Below are 15,976 nucleotides of genomic sequence, written 5' to 3'. Positions count from 1 at the left end.
TAACATTCCTTTCAAATGAACTACAATTAATAGTAACATAAGTACAGCTCATTGTGAAATCAACTCAATAAAAGAATAATAACAAGGCTGTCCCTAATACATTTAGTGCATTTCAGAACAGCCTTATTTTGAATAAATCAATTTAAATTATAGTTTTAGCAATATTTATTTTTTTAATTTCTCCTCCAATTCTTCCAATTCCTTATGTGTTTTTTTCCCTACTTTTTTGTTGCTTTTATCATTTTTATTTCCCTTGTGAGACATTCTGTATTCCTCCCAATTTAAGTTATATATACAATAAACTAATTTAAGTTTACATATAAGCTGTTCATCTAATATCAATGAATCTTACTCAGCGGGAGTTTGTATTCCCACTGGGTTTAGATGAATTATCCAAGGACGTGCCGGTGTTATCTCCACCTTTTTAAGGTGGAGTGTTACAGAGGCTAGTCATCGGATAAATTTACAATAATAATTTAACCCAAATATGCTAATTATATTAGTAAATTAAATGAGTAATCTATTAAAATAATTAAAATTATCTATAATAATCAAGAAGGGAGCTTTTATACTATATGCTTTCATATTTATTTTATATTATATTAGGATTTGCCTCTGGCATACTAAGTGGATTATTTGGCATTGGAGGTGGAACCTTAATTATACCTGGTCTAATGTACATTATGGGCTTTAGCCAACTTATGGCACAAGGAACTTCTTTAGCTATATTGTTACCCCCTGTTGGGCTTCTAGGTTTTTTAGAATATTATAAGAGGGGAAATGTAAATGTAGTTGCAGGAATTTTAATATGTATCACTATGTTTATAGGTACAAAATTCGGTGGAAGATTTGCAAATACTCTTCCTCAAGATATTATGAAGAAGGCCTTCGCCGTATTTTTAGTTCTCATAGCAGTAAAAATGTTTTTGGGAAAATAGGGAACTTTTAGATAGATTACCTCAAAAGAAATAATTATTCATTAAATCTCATATAATATTGTTCATTTAATAAAAATGAAGTTTTAAGAATTGTTTTAGTAGTAGAAAAGATAAACTGTACCCTGAAGATATCACCGCCTCTTTTCCGCGTCTATCTTACAAAATACAGTTTACCACTTTTTGAACATCCTATTAAAATTATAATTCTATTTAGAATGAAGTTCTATTATTTTTAATATCACATCCACAGCCTTATCCATGGCAAAGGTTGGTATAAACTCATACTTACCATGATAATTGTGTCCTCCTGTAAATAAATTAGGTGTTGGAAGTCCCATAAAGGATAGTCTTGCACCATCTGTACCTCCCCTTATGGGACTTACTATAGGAGTAATTCCCACTTCTTCCATAGCTTTATAGGCTATATCCACAATATATTTTACAGGTTCAATTTTTTCTTTCATATTATAGTATTGATCCTTTAGCTCTACAGTAACTGTCCCTTCTCCATATTTTCCATCTAAAAATTCTACGGTAGAAAGCATAAGCTTTTTCCTACTTTCAAATTTTTCTCTATTAAAATCTCTTATTATGAAGTAAATCTTAGTACCTTCAACTTCACCATTAATGGAAATAAGGTGATTAAATCCTTCATAACCTTCTGTATACTCCGGCCTTTCGTTACAAGGAAGCATATCAATAAGTTCTACGGCTATATGCATTGAATTTATCATCTTATCTTTGGCTGTTCCAGGATGAACATTTCTTCCCTTAATAAATATCTTGGCAGAAGCTGCATTAAAATTCTCATATTCTAATTCACCAATGGGTCCACCATCTACGGTATAAGCAAAGTCCGCACCAAATTTCTTAACATCAAAGTGATCCGCCCCTTCACCAATTTCCTCATCTGGCGTAAAACCAATTTTTATTGTACCATGAGGTATTTCTGGATGCTTAACAAGATATTCCACAGCCGCCATTATCTCCGAAACTCCTGCTTTGTCATCTGCACCTAAAAGAGTTGTTCCATCTGTAGTTATAAGATCTTTTCCTATATAGTTTGTGATTTCAGGAAAATCCTTTGGTGATAACACTATGTTTTCTTTTTCATTAAGCACTATATCTTTACCATCATAATTTTTAACTATTTGAGGATTAACATTTGTAGCTGTCATATCTGGACTAGTATCCATATGGGATACAAATCCAATAGTTTTTACCTCTTTATCTATATTTTTAGGTAGAGTTGCCATTATATATCCATTCTCATCCATAGATACACTCTCAAGTCCCAGTTCTTCTAGTTCTTTTTTTAATTCTTTACCTAAAACCAACTGCCCATTTGTACTGGGTGTTACTCTTGTATTTTCATCAGATTTAGTATCACACTTTACATATTTTAACAATCTTTCTACTGCACTATACATACATATTACCTCCTGCATATTTAATCATCTTATAAAATAATAAATCATACTTAACCTATAAAGTTCTCTGATATCAATTGCCTTAAACCTTTGTTCTAATTCTATTATCTTTTTTTAATTTCCTTAATATATTGTTCCTAATTAATAATTATAATTCATTATAACTAAATAACTCAATAGTTATAGTATAATCATAATATTAGCAAAGGCTTTAAAATGACATCATTGCTCTCCTGCTCTTGCAGCCTCAATAGCTGCATTAAGTGCAAGTAAATTTGTCTGCTCAGATATTGCATTAATAACATCCGTGATATTACCTATTTTAGAAACTGAATTGGAAAGACCATTTACTTTTTCCAATACATTATCAAAGGCCTCTTTTACATCACAGATGTTTTGTATCAGCACATTAATCTGCTCACTACCTTCTTTTGCTTTATCTTCACTGTTTTTTATTTCTTCATTAACCTTTAGCAGCTTACTATTAGCAGCATCTAATTCTTTAGTAAAATCTGATACCATTTTACTACATCCATCAAATCCTGTGCTTGTGAAGTTGCTCCGCTAGCTACATCTTGTATAGCATTTGAAACTTCATTTACAGAAGTAACCATTTCACCAGTGAGAAATGGCGAACTAACTATCAGGTTAGTTCGCCATTTTCTTACATCACTAATTAAAACTATACATAATAATCCTTAAATACTTTTCAGCTTAAAATTTTTATACTCTTAGCCATAGCCAATATATTATTCTCATTGTCTTTATAAAAATCCGAGGTTACTAAAGCATAAAAATCATAATGCTTTCCATTTTGAAATATTATTGCATGAGTAAGTTTCTTCTTATCTTCATCCCCAGTAACAATAATTCCTTTAGTCCCATCTTCAGTAGAAAAGTCCTCTATTTTTTTTCCTTCTTGTTTATATTCTTCTCTCTCAAAATTAATATATCCATCTGGAGCTTTTTCACAAAAAGTTCTTATATCATTGCCATCTTTATAATATATTAGTGCACCATCCTGAGTTTCACTCTCTATAATATCAGTCCATTGTCTAGGATATTCTATTCTATAGGCAAATTTGGCATTTATATATACATTTTTTGCTGATGTATTAGCAGCATCTTTATTAGACTTATTCTGTGTATTATTCCCAGTGGCAGCTGCATCATTTATAGAAACTGATTCCAAAGTCTTTTCTCCTTGCGTCTTATTACTATTTTTATCACAAGCTAATAGAGTAAATAGAATTATGAGTAAAAAAATAATTATTCCTATAGTCCTTTTGCTACTCAAGTGGATCACTCCTCTGAAAATTATGACTAAGCTATTATTTTTTTAATTCCAAGATGTTTAAGTCTAGACCATAAGCGTTCCATAGTTTTTTCAGGATCTCTATAGAACTCACTGGCTCTTATCTTATGAAAAGTCCATCCCACTCTCTCTAGCGTCATTTGACTTTCATGACCCGTTTCCCACTCTTCCATTCCATTCCATTCTCCATCATCACATTCTATTGCAACTCTAGTGCTATTTCCTTCCACTACAAAGTCAACTTTATAATGTTTCAAGTTTACTGCTGGTGTTATATTGTATCCTCTCTTAGCTACCATTCTAAATATTTCTTTGTGAAAATCACTTTGGAACACGTATTGTTCTCTTGTTTTATCATCATTAACCACAGAAGGATCAAGACAATATCTTAACAACTTTGTTCTGACACAATCCGGGTTTAAATTTTCTGTATTTATAGAGTAAAATAACCAAAGCTGATTTTTTGCTCTACTTACTGCCACATTAAATCTTCTTATATCAACCTCCCTGGTAAGTGCTGTAAATCTCATATTTTCCCCCACTACCATAGACAAAAATATTATATCCCTTTCATCTCCTTGGAATGAATAAGCATCTCCACATATAAGCTTCCTATTCATCATTTCTTTTTCACCTATTTTTTCTCTTATTAAATTTTCAATAAGCTCTGCCTGTGGATCTCCAAGGAGTGATATAACTCCCATAGTCATACCTTCGTACCTTCTGTCAGTGCAGCACTTAACTATTTGCTCTGCTAAAGCCTTTGCTTCATTTACATTTATATTCTTTAATTTATCTTTTAATCCATCCATTACTTTTACCGCTTTTATTGGCGAACTAAATAATTCTGTTCTTTTAGGATGTCTTAAAGGTATTATCTCGCCAGAATAGCATAAATCATTACTAAAACCTATAATATCAGGCAGGCACCTAAAATGTTCTTTTAACAAAAGTCTATCTGGAAAAACTCTAAGAGCTGTATTGTACAAACTCGTCTCTAAATCAAACCATTCCCCATGAGGTATCCCCTTTAAATATCTATCAATAAGATCATTTACCATATCTTGATCTATACCTACAGCTTGAGGACTTATCTGTTTATCATCTCCTACAATCACAGCTCTTTTTGCCCTAAAGAGAGCACAAATTGAAAATATATCACTCTGACTACTTTCATCAAAGATTACCACATCAAAGGGAGTGCTATTTAATTCTATATTTTCAATAACCTTATTTAGAGGCATAATCCATACTGGTATACAGTCCTTACATATTTCCATTTCTCTTTGAGCCATGCTTCTATATTTATCTGTAAACTTACCCTTGCCTCTTCCTATTTTCTTAACCGCCTGAAGCCATGCATAAAGACTTCTCTTTTGAGCATCCGTAGTATGGTTTATCTGACTATACCAGGATTTTTTGGCTACTAATTCCTTTATTAAAGCTTTTTCTTTTTCCTTTTCACCCTTTAATAATCTCTCTATAAGTTCTGGTCTAACCTTATGAACCTTTTCCAGCATGCTGCTGAATTGTCTCCATTTCCATGCCATATTCAATTCTTTAAAATTATTTCTATCCTTGCTTTCATACAGCTTCATAGAGAACATAGGTGCTGATTTTTCAAGCTTTCCCATATATAAATTAATTTCCTGTATACTCTTTGATAATTCCTTTAGTCTTATGACTTCTTTATAACTTTCCTTAATATTTTCTATGTCCATCTTTTCAACAGCACTACCAAGCTGTTGAAACTGTGATACATTATTGCAAAGCTTTCTTATATTATTTATATATACTTTATCTTTTTTATATTCATTTATATGTTTTAAGCTTATTATCCCCGTTTTAAGATAAGTATAGGTTTTTTCCTCATACCAATTAATTTTATTTAGAAAAGTTATTTGTCCTAAGATATTTATAATTTTACTTTTAAAATCCATATTCCAATCAATAACTCTACCTAAGCCCTTTACACTTTCTTCAAGAACCATCATAGAATTAACACCTAAATTCTTTATCTGAAAGGCTCCATAATCCTTCATGGTGTTATTCCATAAACTCTTAAATTCCTCTTCTAAAGCTAACTTTTTTATATATATGCTTAATATTTCAGCTTCATCTCTTGACGTTATTAGCTGTGAATCCACAAAACAATTATTAAATATATACCCGTATTCCTTGTGCATTACCTTAAATACCTTAGTTATTTTACCTCTCGTCTTAATAACATCATATATATATTGAAAATCCAATTTAAACTTGTTAAAATCATCTATTTCTGGCACCTGTATCTTATGCACTGTAAGCCTTCTTTGGATTTCTGAAAGCTCTGTTACCAAGAAATTACTTTTTACATATAAATGCTTTAATATAGGTCTCATAATTTCGCTGCTATAATAACACTTCATTACATCTTTAAGCCAGGAACCCTCTATCTTTTTCATGTGTTTCTCTGCCCTTGATAGAATATCTATAAGTTCCTTATAATTTATATTTGAATCATAGCTCAGTGACCAATCCTTTAAATTATTTTTATATTCCTCATACCTTGCATCAGTCTTTTTAAAACTATCTATTTTTGAGCATATATCACTACAATCAGGAAGTGCTGATAATACATTCATTATGCTATTTACTTTAACTATATCCTCTCTTTCAACGGTATTTAAAAGATACAACAATCGTAAGTATTGCTGTTCCGTAAGGGGGCAATTAATCTCAAGCTTTATATCATCCTCTATCCATGAATATTTTCTTTCATTTAATTTTACCCATTTTGCTATATCCATTAATTTACTTATAGTTCCTTGAAACCTTAGTTTTTTATTCTCAATACATTCAGCTTCCTTTAATTTATTATATAAATCTTTCTGCCTATTTTTACAATTCTCCAATTGTCTTTTAAGAGGCATCATTTCTTTTTTTATATTTTCTTTATTCATGGCAAGATTTTCCGTAATCACTCTTACAGATTCATCTAGTTCTCTAAGGGCTTTTGTATCGTCTCCCAAAATACTCATACACAAAGGTTTTATTTCTTCTGGTATATTTTCCGATAAAACTCTTAGTGCTCTCCCAGTTTGACTGGTAATTAAAACCCTCTTTCCATGAGCTAAAAGATGACATATTAAATTTACAATAGTGTGGCTTTTTCCAGTACCAGGAGGACCTTGTACAACTACTCCAAAGTTTTCAGATAATTTTTTAACTATTTCCTTTTGTTCTTCATTACTGGAAAGTGGAAATAAAAGATTTTTGCCAATTTCCTGCCATCTGGCTTTTACTTTTAAATTTTCCTGTATTTCTTCTGAACTGACAAGGGACTCTATAGTAGGGGGAATTTCATATCCATTGTCTATTGCCTTTAAAATATTAGTCAATTCGTTATGCCACAATCTATGATCAGTCTTTCGTATTATAACTGCTGGAGCGTTATAAAATACAGGATATTTATTTGGATTAATATCCTCAGCAATACATATATCCCTTTGAATTTCTCCCTGAGGACTTATGTCTGAAGTTAAATAATGTAATATCTTATGTAGTATATTTTCCACAGCTTTTAAATTTCTTAAATCTATAGATGAATTTTCTATAGCTTCTTTTATCTCCAATAATTTATCTATATTGGGAATATTTATCCCGGAGAATATATCAAACTCCATATTTATTTTTCTATCATAGGGTCTTAAAAAGAAAATACCTTTTTCTGCATCAAAGCAAAGTTCCATTTTTGTTGTAAAAATAGGATGTGTAATCTGTTTATCCTCAGTACTCCAGGCAAGAATATAACTTCCCCAAATGATTTCAAAATTTTCTCCACTTTTCTGTACAGAAAGATATAATTGAAAGAACTCATCATACAATTCCTTATTACTACTATCAATGTAAAACCAGTTTTCCTCTTCCTCTTGATTATTTTCTGAATTATTGCCCGTTGTGTTTAAATTCCTTTGCCAATAAATTTTTTCATATTGATTTATATCTCTTATAACATCCTCGTCCATATTCTTTATGCTCAATAGATATGAAAACAAATTTTTTACCTTTGTCCTACAATTCATATTTACCACCTCTTAAGTTTTTCCTATTACCATCTACGAACTATTATACCATATTTTTCTAAATATTTTTAATTAAATTTCCTACAAATATTTCCTTAAATTTCACATACCATACTTAATTTGATATAATTATTGTCGTAAATAAACTATACAAGAAAATATTGGCGGTGACTGAATGGTTAATATATTGTTAGCTGAAGATGATGTTCTTCAGAGAAATAATCTTATAAAGATGTTAAAGGATATTGTAGGTGATATAAATGTATATGAAGCAGAAGATGAAGACTCTACCTTAAAAATATCTGATAAAGAAAATATAGATTTTTTACTATAATTTTACTATAATTAGAGTATCCATTTTTACAAAATGATTACTTCAGATATTTTCAACGATAGATATAGAATAAATTTAATAATTAAAATACTTTAAAATTTTACTAAAACAGGAGGTCCTACATGTTCAAAAATATTTTTATTAACAAAAACTCTCAACCAAGAGCTGGCTGGAAAATAGCTATCGTATTTATCTTCTTTACCCTACTTACATTCATAACTCAAATAGCTGTTGGAATTGTTTATACTGTAATTCAACTCTTATACCACCAGGATTTACTTAAGACTGCCAGCGACCTAAACAAATCATTAACTCTAAGTACTCCATTAGGCTTTATAGCCACGCTTTTACAATGTGCTTGCATGATTCTAAGTATAGTTATCTTTTGGAGAAAATTTGACAAGAAGCCTTTAAGAGACATTGGTCTGATTAATCTAAAAGATGGCTGTAAGGATCTCATTATAGGCTTAATTCTCGGTGCAGCTGCTCTGACCATAGTGTTCTTTATACTGCTTGTTACTGGCAATATAAAGCTTATAGGCGCTTTAAACAGACCTAATTTTAATACATATGCTTTAACAGGCATAATACTCTTCATCTTCGTAGGCATAAATGAAGAAATGTTTGCCAGGGGTTACTGCTTTACAGTACTTAAGCAGTCCACCAACAAATGGATAGCCCTAATAGTGTCATCTATTATATTTGCTGCCATGCATTCTCTAAATTCAGGCATAAGCTTTCTCAGTTATGTAAATTTATTTTTATTTGCACTTTTGGCTATGTATATGACAATTAAATCGGGAAATTTATGGCTTTCCATAGGTCTTCACATAACTTGGAATTATTTCGAAGGAAATGTATTTGGCTTTTTGGTCAGTGGAAATGAAACTAATGGGATATACAATGTAAGAAATACTGCTGACAATATAATTAATGGTGGACAATTTGGTCCAGAGGGAGGTCTTATAGTTACCCTAATACTCATTTTATGTTTTTTGTTTATGTGGAAATTTTATAATCGCAAAATAATTCATGCTTAAATTTCATTATTATTTTCGTTACCAAAAATCTAGATTTAATGGCATGTATATTTACATTTTCTAATAATTAGTTCTCAATATGTTCGGGTGGGAAATAATGGTTAATTTCTTCAGTTACCTTATCAATATTATCTCTAAAATCACCTTCTACAATAAAATCAGCTTTATCCATAACTTCACTTGCTGATTTTTTAATGTTTGAATTTTGTGTATTCTTTAGCATTATAAAGACTCCAGGTCTCACAATATTTCTAAGACTATTTGATTCACATATTATTAAATTATTTTCTGGAATCTCTGTTAGAAAATACTCTATACCTTCCTTAATATGAGTTTTTAATACCTTAAGCCAATATACTCTTTCAGCTCCAGCTGCAAGTAGAAGGGAGGTATCCTTATTACTATCTGAAGTTTTTTCTTCTATTAATTCAAAATTTTCTTTTATATTAGTACAAACTCCGCAGCCTCTTCCACCTCGGGGACATTTCCCATCTTTTTCTTCAATTGTAGTTATTTTTAAGGCTGTAATGGGAAATTTATCTTTCCAATGTCTAATTAAACTAGCTGCAAGAGTTGTCTTTCCACTATTACGTCCTGAAGAACCTATTAAAAGCATTTGTGGAAGATATATAAGTTTATCCTCCATAATTTTTTCACTCCTTTATTAAACTTTTATCCAATGACTATCCAGAGTGATGCTTCAGTGTACTCTGCAAAAGCCATTCATACAAAATTACATGCAGGTAAAAGCAAATAAAAGGCACCAAAGAATATATACTATGCTTTGATACCTTCCATCTTTATTTTTTACATGTATCTCTTTCAATTATCTTATAATCTAATACTATATGCTCAGTTTCCAATTCTGCTTTATTAATTTTCTTTATAAGCATTCTCATACCAACAGATCCCATGTCATACATTGGCTGTTCTACAGTAGTAAGATTTGGATAATATATGGAAGAAGAATAAATATTATCAAAACCAATAACATCTACATCCTCTGGTACCTTTATTCCCTTAGCTCTTAAAGTATTGATAACACCCATAGCTATTTCATCACTGCAACAGAAAACTGAATCTATTTTACCTTTATTAAGTATGGCTTCCATACCATCTCTTCCATCAGCTGCCTTTAGACCTCCAAATTGAACTAGATTATCATCATATTCTATTCCATTATCTAAAAGTGCCTTTTTATATCCAAAAATTCTTATTCCACTGGCATTAGCTGTATCTGGATTTACACCTATAAATGCAATTTTCTTATTTCCTTTTTTGATTAAAAATTCTGTAGCGTCATAAGCAGCTTTTTCGTTATCAATAGTTACGCTTGGGAAACCAAAATCTTTTCCTCTTGTTTCCACTAAAACTGTAGGCATAGATAAATCATTTAGTACCTTTATGATATCCTCCCCAAGAGAACTGCTCATATATATAACTCCATCTACCATTTTTTCTCTTAAAACTCTAAGATATTCAATTTCCTTTTGTGGATCAAGATCTGTATTACAGAGTATAACATTGTAATTGTAAATGTTTGATACATCCTCTGCGCCTCTAACTATTTCTGGATAAAACTGACTTGAAATATCTGGCACAATTATACCTATAGTTCTAGTTCTTTGTGTTTTTAAACTTCTAGCTACAATATTCGGCCTATATTCAAGCTTTTTTATTGCTTCTCTAACTTTTTTCTTTGTTTCTTCATTTACTACGTCTACATCATTTAAAACTCTTGAGACAGTGGCAATAGAAACTCCTGCCTCTTTAGCTACATCTTTTATTGAAGCCGCCATTTTGATATCAACTCCTAACTTTTTTGTTAAATTTGTCATTATGTAATAAAACGTATACAGATTTAAAAACCTTTATGTCAATTATGTATATTATGCTGTTTTTGTAATTTGAATATAACATTTTTCCTGCAATTAAGCATATGAAAATAAATAGACTAGCATACTGCCTAATTATTTATTTGAATGTGCCTTAGACCTTATCCTAAGATAAAGTAAATTAAAAATATATAGCTTATATTCAGCTTACTTTATTTTATAATAATTTAATACTATCATTATTGTAAATATAAAGCTATGCTTATTATAAACATAGCTTTATATAATTATAACTTTAATAATCTTCAAAGAAAAGATTAGTCTATTCTATAGACTCTTTTCCACTGCTAAATTTAGAGCTTCTCCATTGATATTGCACTCTGTATATTTTCTTTCATTATCATATACAACTTTTACAGCAAGAGTTTCCTTTTTTATAGCCTCTTCATATTTTTTAATTACAGCTTCTAATTTTTCATTATCAGCTGCATAGAGAACTATTTTGTCTGCAACTTCAAAACCACTCTCTTTTCTCATGTTTTGAATTTTACTAAGGATTTCTCTTACATAACCCTCTTCCTGTAATTCTGGAGTTATGGTAGTTTCAAGTACTACTCCCAATTCTCCTTCACCGGCAAAAGCAAAGCCTTCTAATCCTTGCATTGTCACAAGTAGATTACTGCTGTTGAGTTCTATCTCTGTTCCCTGAACATCTATTTTAACAGTTTCCCCAGCATTTACAGTCCTTGCAAGCTCCATCTGATCTTTTGATCCTATTTCCTTCCTTATACCAGGGATTAATTTTCCATAAGCCTTTCCAAGTACAGGTAAATTAGGTTTTATTTCAAAATTAACATATTTTGAAAGATCTGCTCCAAATACAATTTCTTTTACATTTAATTCATCTTTTATTATATCTCCATAATAAGAGGGAATAGCCTTTGTGCTTAAAAGCATTTCTCCCAATGGCTGTCTATTCTTTATATTAGCAGCATTTCTAGCACTTCTTCCAAGTTTAACTATAGTGTAAGCTAAATCCATATCATTTTCTAATTTTTTATCTACAAGTTTTTCATCATATACAGGCCACTTGCATAAATGAACACTTTCTTCAACCTTAGAATCTAAAGCTAATACTAGACTCTGATAAATCTGTTCTGTCATAAATGGTATAAATGGGGCTGCAACCTTACTTAAATCTATAAGTACATTATAAAGTGTTACATAAGCTCCTATTTTATCTTCTGTAAGCTCAGTAGTCCAGTATCTTGATCTGTTTCTTCTTACATACCAGTTTGAAAGTTCATCAACAAAACTTTCAATAGCTAAGGCGCTTTGAGTTATCTTATAAGCATTTAAGCCTTCGTCTACATCTTTAATCAATGTATTTAATTTTGATACAATCCATTTATCCATGACATTTTCAGATACAAAATCTTTATATTCTGTTGGATTAAATTGATCTATTTCAGCATAAAGTACATAGAAGGAATATACATTCCAAAGAGTACTCAAGAATTTTCTCTGAGTCTCAGCCACATCTTCCTCTGAAAATCTTGTTGGAAGCCATGGAGCACTGGAAGTATAAAAATGCCATCTTGCAGCATCTGCACCCTGATGTTCAAGTACTTCAAAAGGATCTACAACATTTCCCTTATGCTTTGACATCTTTAAACCATGCTTATCCAGCACATGACCTAAAACTACACAGTTTTCAAAGGAGTTTGTATCAAATATAGCTGTAGATATGGCAAGTAAAGTATAGAACCATCCTCTTGTCTGATCTACTGCCTCTGATATAAATTGAGCTGGAAAATTGTCTTCAAAAAGTTTTTTATTCTCAAAAGGATAATGATGCTGTGCAAAAGGCATAGAACCAGAGTCAAACCAGCAGTCAATAACCTCATGTGTTCTCGTCATTGGCTTTCCACACATCGGACAAGTTAATTTAACATTATCTATATATGGCTTATGAAGTTCGATATTTTCTGGTACATTTATTCCCTTAGTCTTAAGCTCTTCTATACTGCCTATACATTCTCTGTGACCACATTCACAATCCCATATTGGCAGTGGTGTTCCCCAATATCTATCACGGCTAATTCCCCAATCGATAACATTTTCAAGGAATTTTCCAAATCTTCCCGTTCTGATATTATCAGGATACCAGTTAATCCTGTTATTATTTTCAAGTAATTTATCACGTAATGAAGTCATCTTTACAAACCAACTATCCTTTGGATAGTAAAGAAGAGGTGTATCACATCTCCAGCAATGAGGATATGAATGAGTAAATTTTTCAGATTTATAAAGACTTCCCTTTTCCTTTAAATATTCAAGTATCTTAGGGTCAGCTTTCTTCACAAAAGTACCTTTCCAAGGTTCTACAGCATCTACAAATTTTCCTTCTAAATCTACTAGATTTATTAAAGGCAATCCATATTTTTTACCCAGTAAATTATCATCTTCACCATAGGCCGGTGCTATATGAACTATTCCAGTACCATCTGTTAGAGTTACAAAGTCTCCATGAACTACGTAAAAAGCTTTTTCCTTCGGAGTTTCAAATTTGAACAATTGCTCATATTCTGTTCCAAGAAGTTCTTCTCCTTTAAATTCCCTTACTAATTCATATTCACCTTCAAGCACCTTTAAAAGATCCTTAGCAAGAATTAAATGCTCATCATTATTTATAACTTCAACATAAGTGTAAGCTTTATTTATTGCCAGAGCTACGTTACTAGGTAAAGTCCATGGAGTTGTTGTCCATGCAAGTATGTATTTGTTATTTTCGTTCTTAACTTTAAACTTTACAAAAGCTGTAGCTTCTTTAACATCCTTATAACCTTGAGCTACCTCGTGAGAAGATAAAGAAGTTCCGCATCTTGGGCAATATGGTACTATTTTATGTCCTTTATATAAAAGATCTTTATCCCACATAGTTTTTAGTGCCCACCATACAGATTCTATATAAGTATTATGATAAGTTACATAGGGATTATCCATGTCAACCCAAAAGCCTAATTTCTCAGACATGTCTTTCCAAAGGCTTACATAAGAGAAAACACTATCCTTACATTCTTTAACGAATTTCTCTACACCATATTCTTCAATTTGTGGTTTACCTGAAATTCCAAGTTTCTTCTCTATTTCAAGTTCTACTGGAAGTCCATGAGTATCCCAACCAGCTTTTCTTAAAACCTTATAGCCCTTCATAACTTTATATCTAGGTATAAGATCCTTCATAACTCTAGTGATTACATGACCTACATGTGGTTTCCCATTGGCAGTAGGTGGTCCATCATAGAATGTAAAATATTCACCATCCCCATTAGATTCAAAACTCTTTTTAATTACTTCTTTTTCTTTCCAAAGTTTTAGTACATCTTTTTCCATATCGACAAAGGATTTAGAGCCATCCACTTTTTTGTACATAACATAGAACTCCCTTCAAATGACTTTATATACCAATTAAATTATTGACAATTTTCCAAATTACAAGCTATAATAATTTAAAAATCATTGTAGAATAAAAAAACTCCATCCCAACTAGGACGAAGTTAATTCGTTATACCACCTAAATTTAAGCTATCAAGTACAAACATACTCTATTTTTTAACGTAAAATACGGATAAGCTTACTTTTAGTTTCAGCCCTCAGCTCACAGGTGATTTTCCTTAAGTATCTACTATGGGGTCACAGCATTTCCCACTCTCTTTAAGCATCAAAAATAAGTACTCTTCCCGATCAAAGCTATTATATCAAATTAACTTTTAAATATTCCATATTAATACATTATATTATACTATATTTCTTTTGTCAATTACGAATACTTGGATATTATTATGAATTTTGTATGAGTATTAACTTTTGTACTTTATTTCTGCATTTCAATAAGGATTCAAACATTTGCAATAAAGAATTATTATTAAGATAAATGCACATTATTTATAATTATTAAATGTAAACAAAAAATATATAATTACACTTATTATAATAGGTGAATAAGTCTTTATACTTCCTATTTTCTGTCCACTTCCTAACTCTTCCTCGTAGCCACTATGGTAAACATTATCTGCTCTGCTTTCACTCTTTTGCATATAATTAATATTACTTTTTCTAAGCTGGTTTATTATGACAATAATAATTATAATACTTATAATAGAGGCTATGAAGTATATAATTAATGCTGAATTTCTTACAGCTGGAGATAAAGCCGTTATATCCTGAGGCCTTGAACCATTTTTTAAGCTTATCCAGGAAGCTAACACATTAATTCCATTAAATATAAAGTGGCATATCATAGAAGCAAAAATAGATCCTGTAGCATCTACTATATAGGCCAATATTATGCCAAGTGCAAAAGTATATAAAAACTGAGGTGGATTTAGATGAAGTACTCCAAATAAAAATCCTGTTATAACTGCTGATTTACTAATACCAAGCTTTCTATATCCAGATAATATAGCCCCTCTCATGGTAAGTTCTTCACATATAGCAGGCGTTAAAGCTATAATTAATAACATAGCCCAAAAAGGTAAAGAACTCATTTTGCCAAATACATCATTCACATTATTATGAAATACCAAATTTGTTATAAGTCCTAAAAACGTAGCAACTGGTACTACTAAAAAGCCTGTAATTATAACAAGAAATAACTGACTTATTTTAAGAGGTTTTATTCTAAGTGTGTTAATTGGCGATTGCTTTGTTACTAATAGATAGATTATTATAGGGACTATTAAAAATAGAATCTGAGTGGTAACAAGAATGCTGCCTAAATTTAGATGAAGTAATTTAACAAACGGCTTTATGATGTATCCACCGCAAATTTGAATTAATACTAAAATGAGAAAAAAAATGTTGGCATAAAAAACTTTTTTCATATAAAATCTCCCTAATATTAAAATAATTGTTTTCAAGGTAATGTGATTAAACTATAACTCAAGTATATTATATTCTACAAACCACCACACTATCCTTTTAAATATTTTTCTTATCTATAAGTTTTATCTTAACT

General features: G+C 30.8%; 11 protein-coding genes and 1 other annotated feature. Of the genes, 3 read left to right on the top strand and 8 right to left on the bottom strand.

The window, feature by feature from the left end:
- Positions 1–575: 575 nt before the first annotated feature.
- Positions 576–938 carry a sulfite exporter TauE/SafE family protein gene (locus CLOPA_RS01375; protein WP_015613672.1) on the top strand — a complete coding sequence of 121 codons (363 nt, stop codon included), beginning with the start codon at positions 576–578 and terminating at the stop codon, positions 936–938.
- Between the two features lie 206 nt (positions 939–1,144).
- Here the strand turns inward: CLOPA_RS01375 and pepT are convergent, their stop codons facing one another.
- From pepT to CLOPA_RS01355, 4 genes are all read right to left on the bottom strand, one after another.
- The gene (gene pepT, locus CLOPA_RS01370; RefSeq protein WP_015613671.1) at positions 1,145–2,368 is read right to left on the bottom strand and encodes a peptidase T; all 1,224 of its coding nucleotides are present in this window, start codon (positions 2,366–2,368) and stop codon (positions 1,145–1,147) included.
- Between the two features lie 222 nt (positions 2,369–2,590).
- A complete protein-coding gene (locus tag CLOPA_RS26365; protein ID WP_051115593.1) occupies positions 2,591–2,890 on the bottom strand; it encodes a methyl-accepting chemotaxis protein in 300 nt (99 codons plus the stop codon).
- A 187-nt stretch (positions 2,891–3,077) separates the two neighbouring features.
- Positions 3,078–3,674, bottom strand: a complete 597-nt coding sequence (locus tag CLOPA_RS01360) for a hypothetical protein (protein WP_242834251.1) — start codon at positions 3,672–3,674, stop codon at positions 3,078–3,080.
- Positions 3,675–3,691: 17 nt separating this feature from the next.
- Positions 3,692–7,747, bottom strand: coding sequence for an AAA domain-containing protein (locus CLOPA_RS01355; protein ID WP_015613669.1), 4,056 nt, complete (start codon positions 7,745–7,747; stop codon positions 3,692–3,694).
- Positions 7,748–7,922: 175 nt separating this feature from the next.
- Here CLOPA_RS01355 and CLOPA_RS24665 point away from each other — a divergent pair, with 175 nt between their 5' ends.
- Positions 7,923–8,081 (top strand): hypothetical protein, encoded by a 159-nt coding sequence (locus CLOPA_RS24665; protein ID WP_015613668.1) that lies wholly within the window; start codon positions 7,923–7,925, stop codon positions 8,079–8,081.
- 122 nt (positions 8,082–8,203) lie between these two features.
- Entirely contained in the window at positions 8,204–9,121 is a 918-nt protein-coding gene (locus CLOPA_RS01350) for a CPBP family intramembrane glutamic endopeptidase (protein WP_015613667.1), read from the top strand.
- Between the two features lie 67 nt (positions 9,122–9,188).
- Here CLOPA_RS01350 and CLOPA_RS01345 read toward each other — a convergent pair whose 3' ends face one another.
- The 4 genes from CLOPA_RS01345 to CLOPA_RS01330 form a co-directional block, all read right to left on the bottom strand.
- The gene (locus tag CLOPA_RS01345) at positions 9,189–9,767 is read right to left on the bottom strand and encodes a hypothetical protein (protein WP_015613666.1); all 579 of its coding nucleotides are present in this window, start codon (positions 9,765–9,767) and stop codon (positions 9,189–9,191) included.
- A gap of 154 nt (positions 9,768–9,921) precedes the next feature.
- Positions 9,922–10,920 (bottom strand): LacI family DNA-binding transcriptional regulator, encoded by a 999-nt coding sequence (locus tag CLOPA_RS01340; RefSeq protein ID WP_015613665.1) that lies wholly within the window; start codon positions 10,918–10,920, stop codon positions 9,922–9,924.
- 363 nt (positions 10,921–11,283) lie between these two features.
- The gene (gene ileS, locus CLOPA_RS01335) at positions 11,284–14,391 is read right to left on the bottom strand and encodes an isoleucine--tRNA ligase (protein WP_015613664.1); all 3,108 of its coding nucleotides are present in this window, start codon (positions 14,389–14,391) and stop codon (positions 11,284–11,286) included.
- 112 nt (positions 14,392–14,503) lie between these two features.
- Positions 14,504–14,716: a binding site (T-box leader), on the bottom strand.
- Between the two features lie 184 nt (positions 14,717–14,900).
- Positions 14,901–15,842, bottom strand: coding sequence for a CPBP family intramembrane glutamic endopeptidase (locus CLOPA_RS01330; RefSeq protein WP_015613663.1), 942 nt, complete (start codon positions 15,840–15,842; stop codon positions 14,901–14,903).
- Between the last annotated feature and the right edge of the window lie 134 nt (positions 15,843–15,976).

Origin of the sequence: Clostridium pasteurianum BC1, assembly GCF_000389635.1 — a bacterium.
Taxonomy (GTDB): Bacteria; Bacillota; Clostridia; order Clostridiales; family Clostridiaceae; genus Clostridium_I; species Clostridium_I pasteurianum_A.
The sequence above is the reverse complement of the archived record's forward strand: the minus strand, read 5'-3'. Positions and strand labels throughout refer to the sequence as shown.

Excerpts from the sequence above, each read along its gene's own strand:
- CLOPA_RS01355 (WP_015613669.1), bottom strand. The coding sequence starts at position 7,747 with ATGAATTGTAGGACAAAGGTAAAAAATTTGTTTTCATATCTATTGAGC.
- ileS (WP_015613664.1), bottom strand. The coding sequence starts at position 14,391 with ATGTACAAAAAAGTGGATGGCTCTAAATCCTTTGTCGATATGGAAAAA.
- CLOPA_RS01375 (WP_015613672.1), top strand. The coding sequence starts at position 576 with ATGCTTTCATATTTATTTTATATTATATTAGGATTTGCCTCTGGCATA.
- pepT (WP_015613671.1), bottom strand. The coding sequence starts at position 2,368 with ATGTATAGTGCAGTAGAAAGATTGTTAAAATATGTAAAGTGTGATACT.
- CLOPA_RS24665 (WP_015613668.1), top strand. The coding sequence starts at position 7,923 with ATGGTTAATATATTGTTAGCTGAAGATGATGTTCTTCAGAGAAATAAT.
- CLOPA_RS26365 (WP_051115593.1), bottom strand. The coding sequence starts at position 2,890 with ATGGTATCAGATTTTACTAAAGAATTAGATGCTGCTAATAGTAAGCTG.
- CLOPA_RS01330 (WP_015613663.1), bottom strand. The coding sequence starts at position 15,842 with ATGAAAAAAGTTTTTTATGCCAACATTTTTTTTCTCATTTTAGTATTA.
- CLOPA_RS01350 (WP_015613667.1), top strand. The coding sequence starts at position 8,204 with ATGTTCAAAAATATTTTTATTAACAAAAACTCTCAACCAAGAGCTGGC.
- CLOPA_RS01340 (WP_015613665.1), bottom strand. The coding sequence starts at position 10,920 with ATGGCGGCTTCAATAAAAGATGTAGCTAAAGAGGCAGGAGTTTCTATT.
- CLOPA_RS01345 (WP_015613666.1), bottom strand. The coding sequence starts at position 9,767 with ATGGAGGATAAACTTATATATCTTCCACAAATGCTTTTAATAGGTTCT.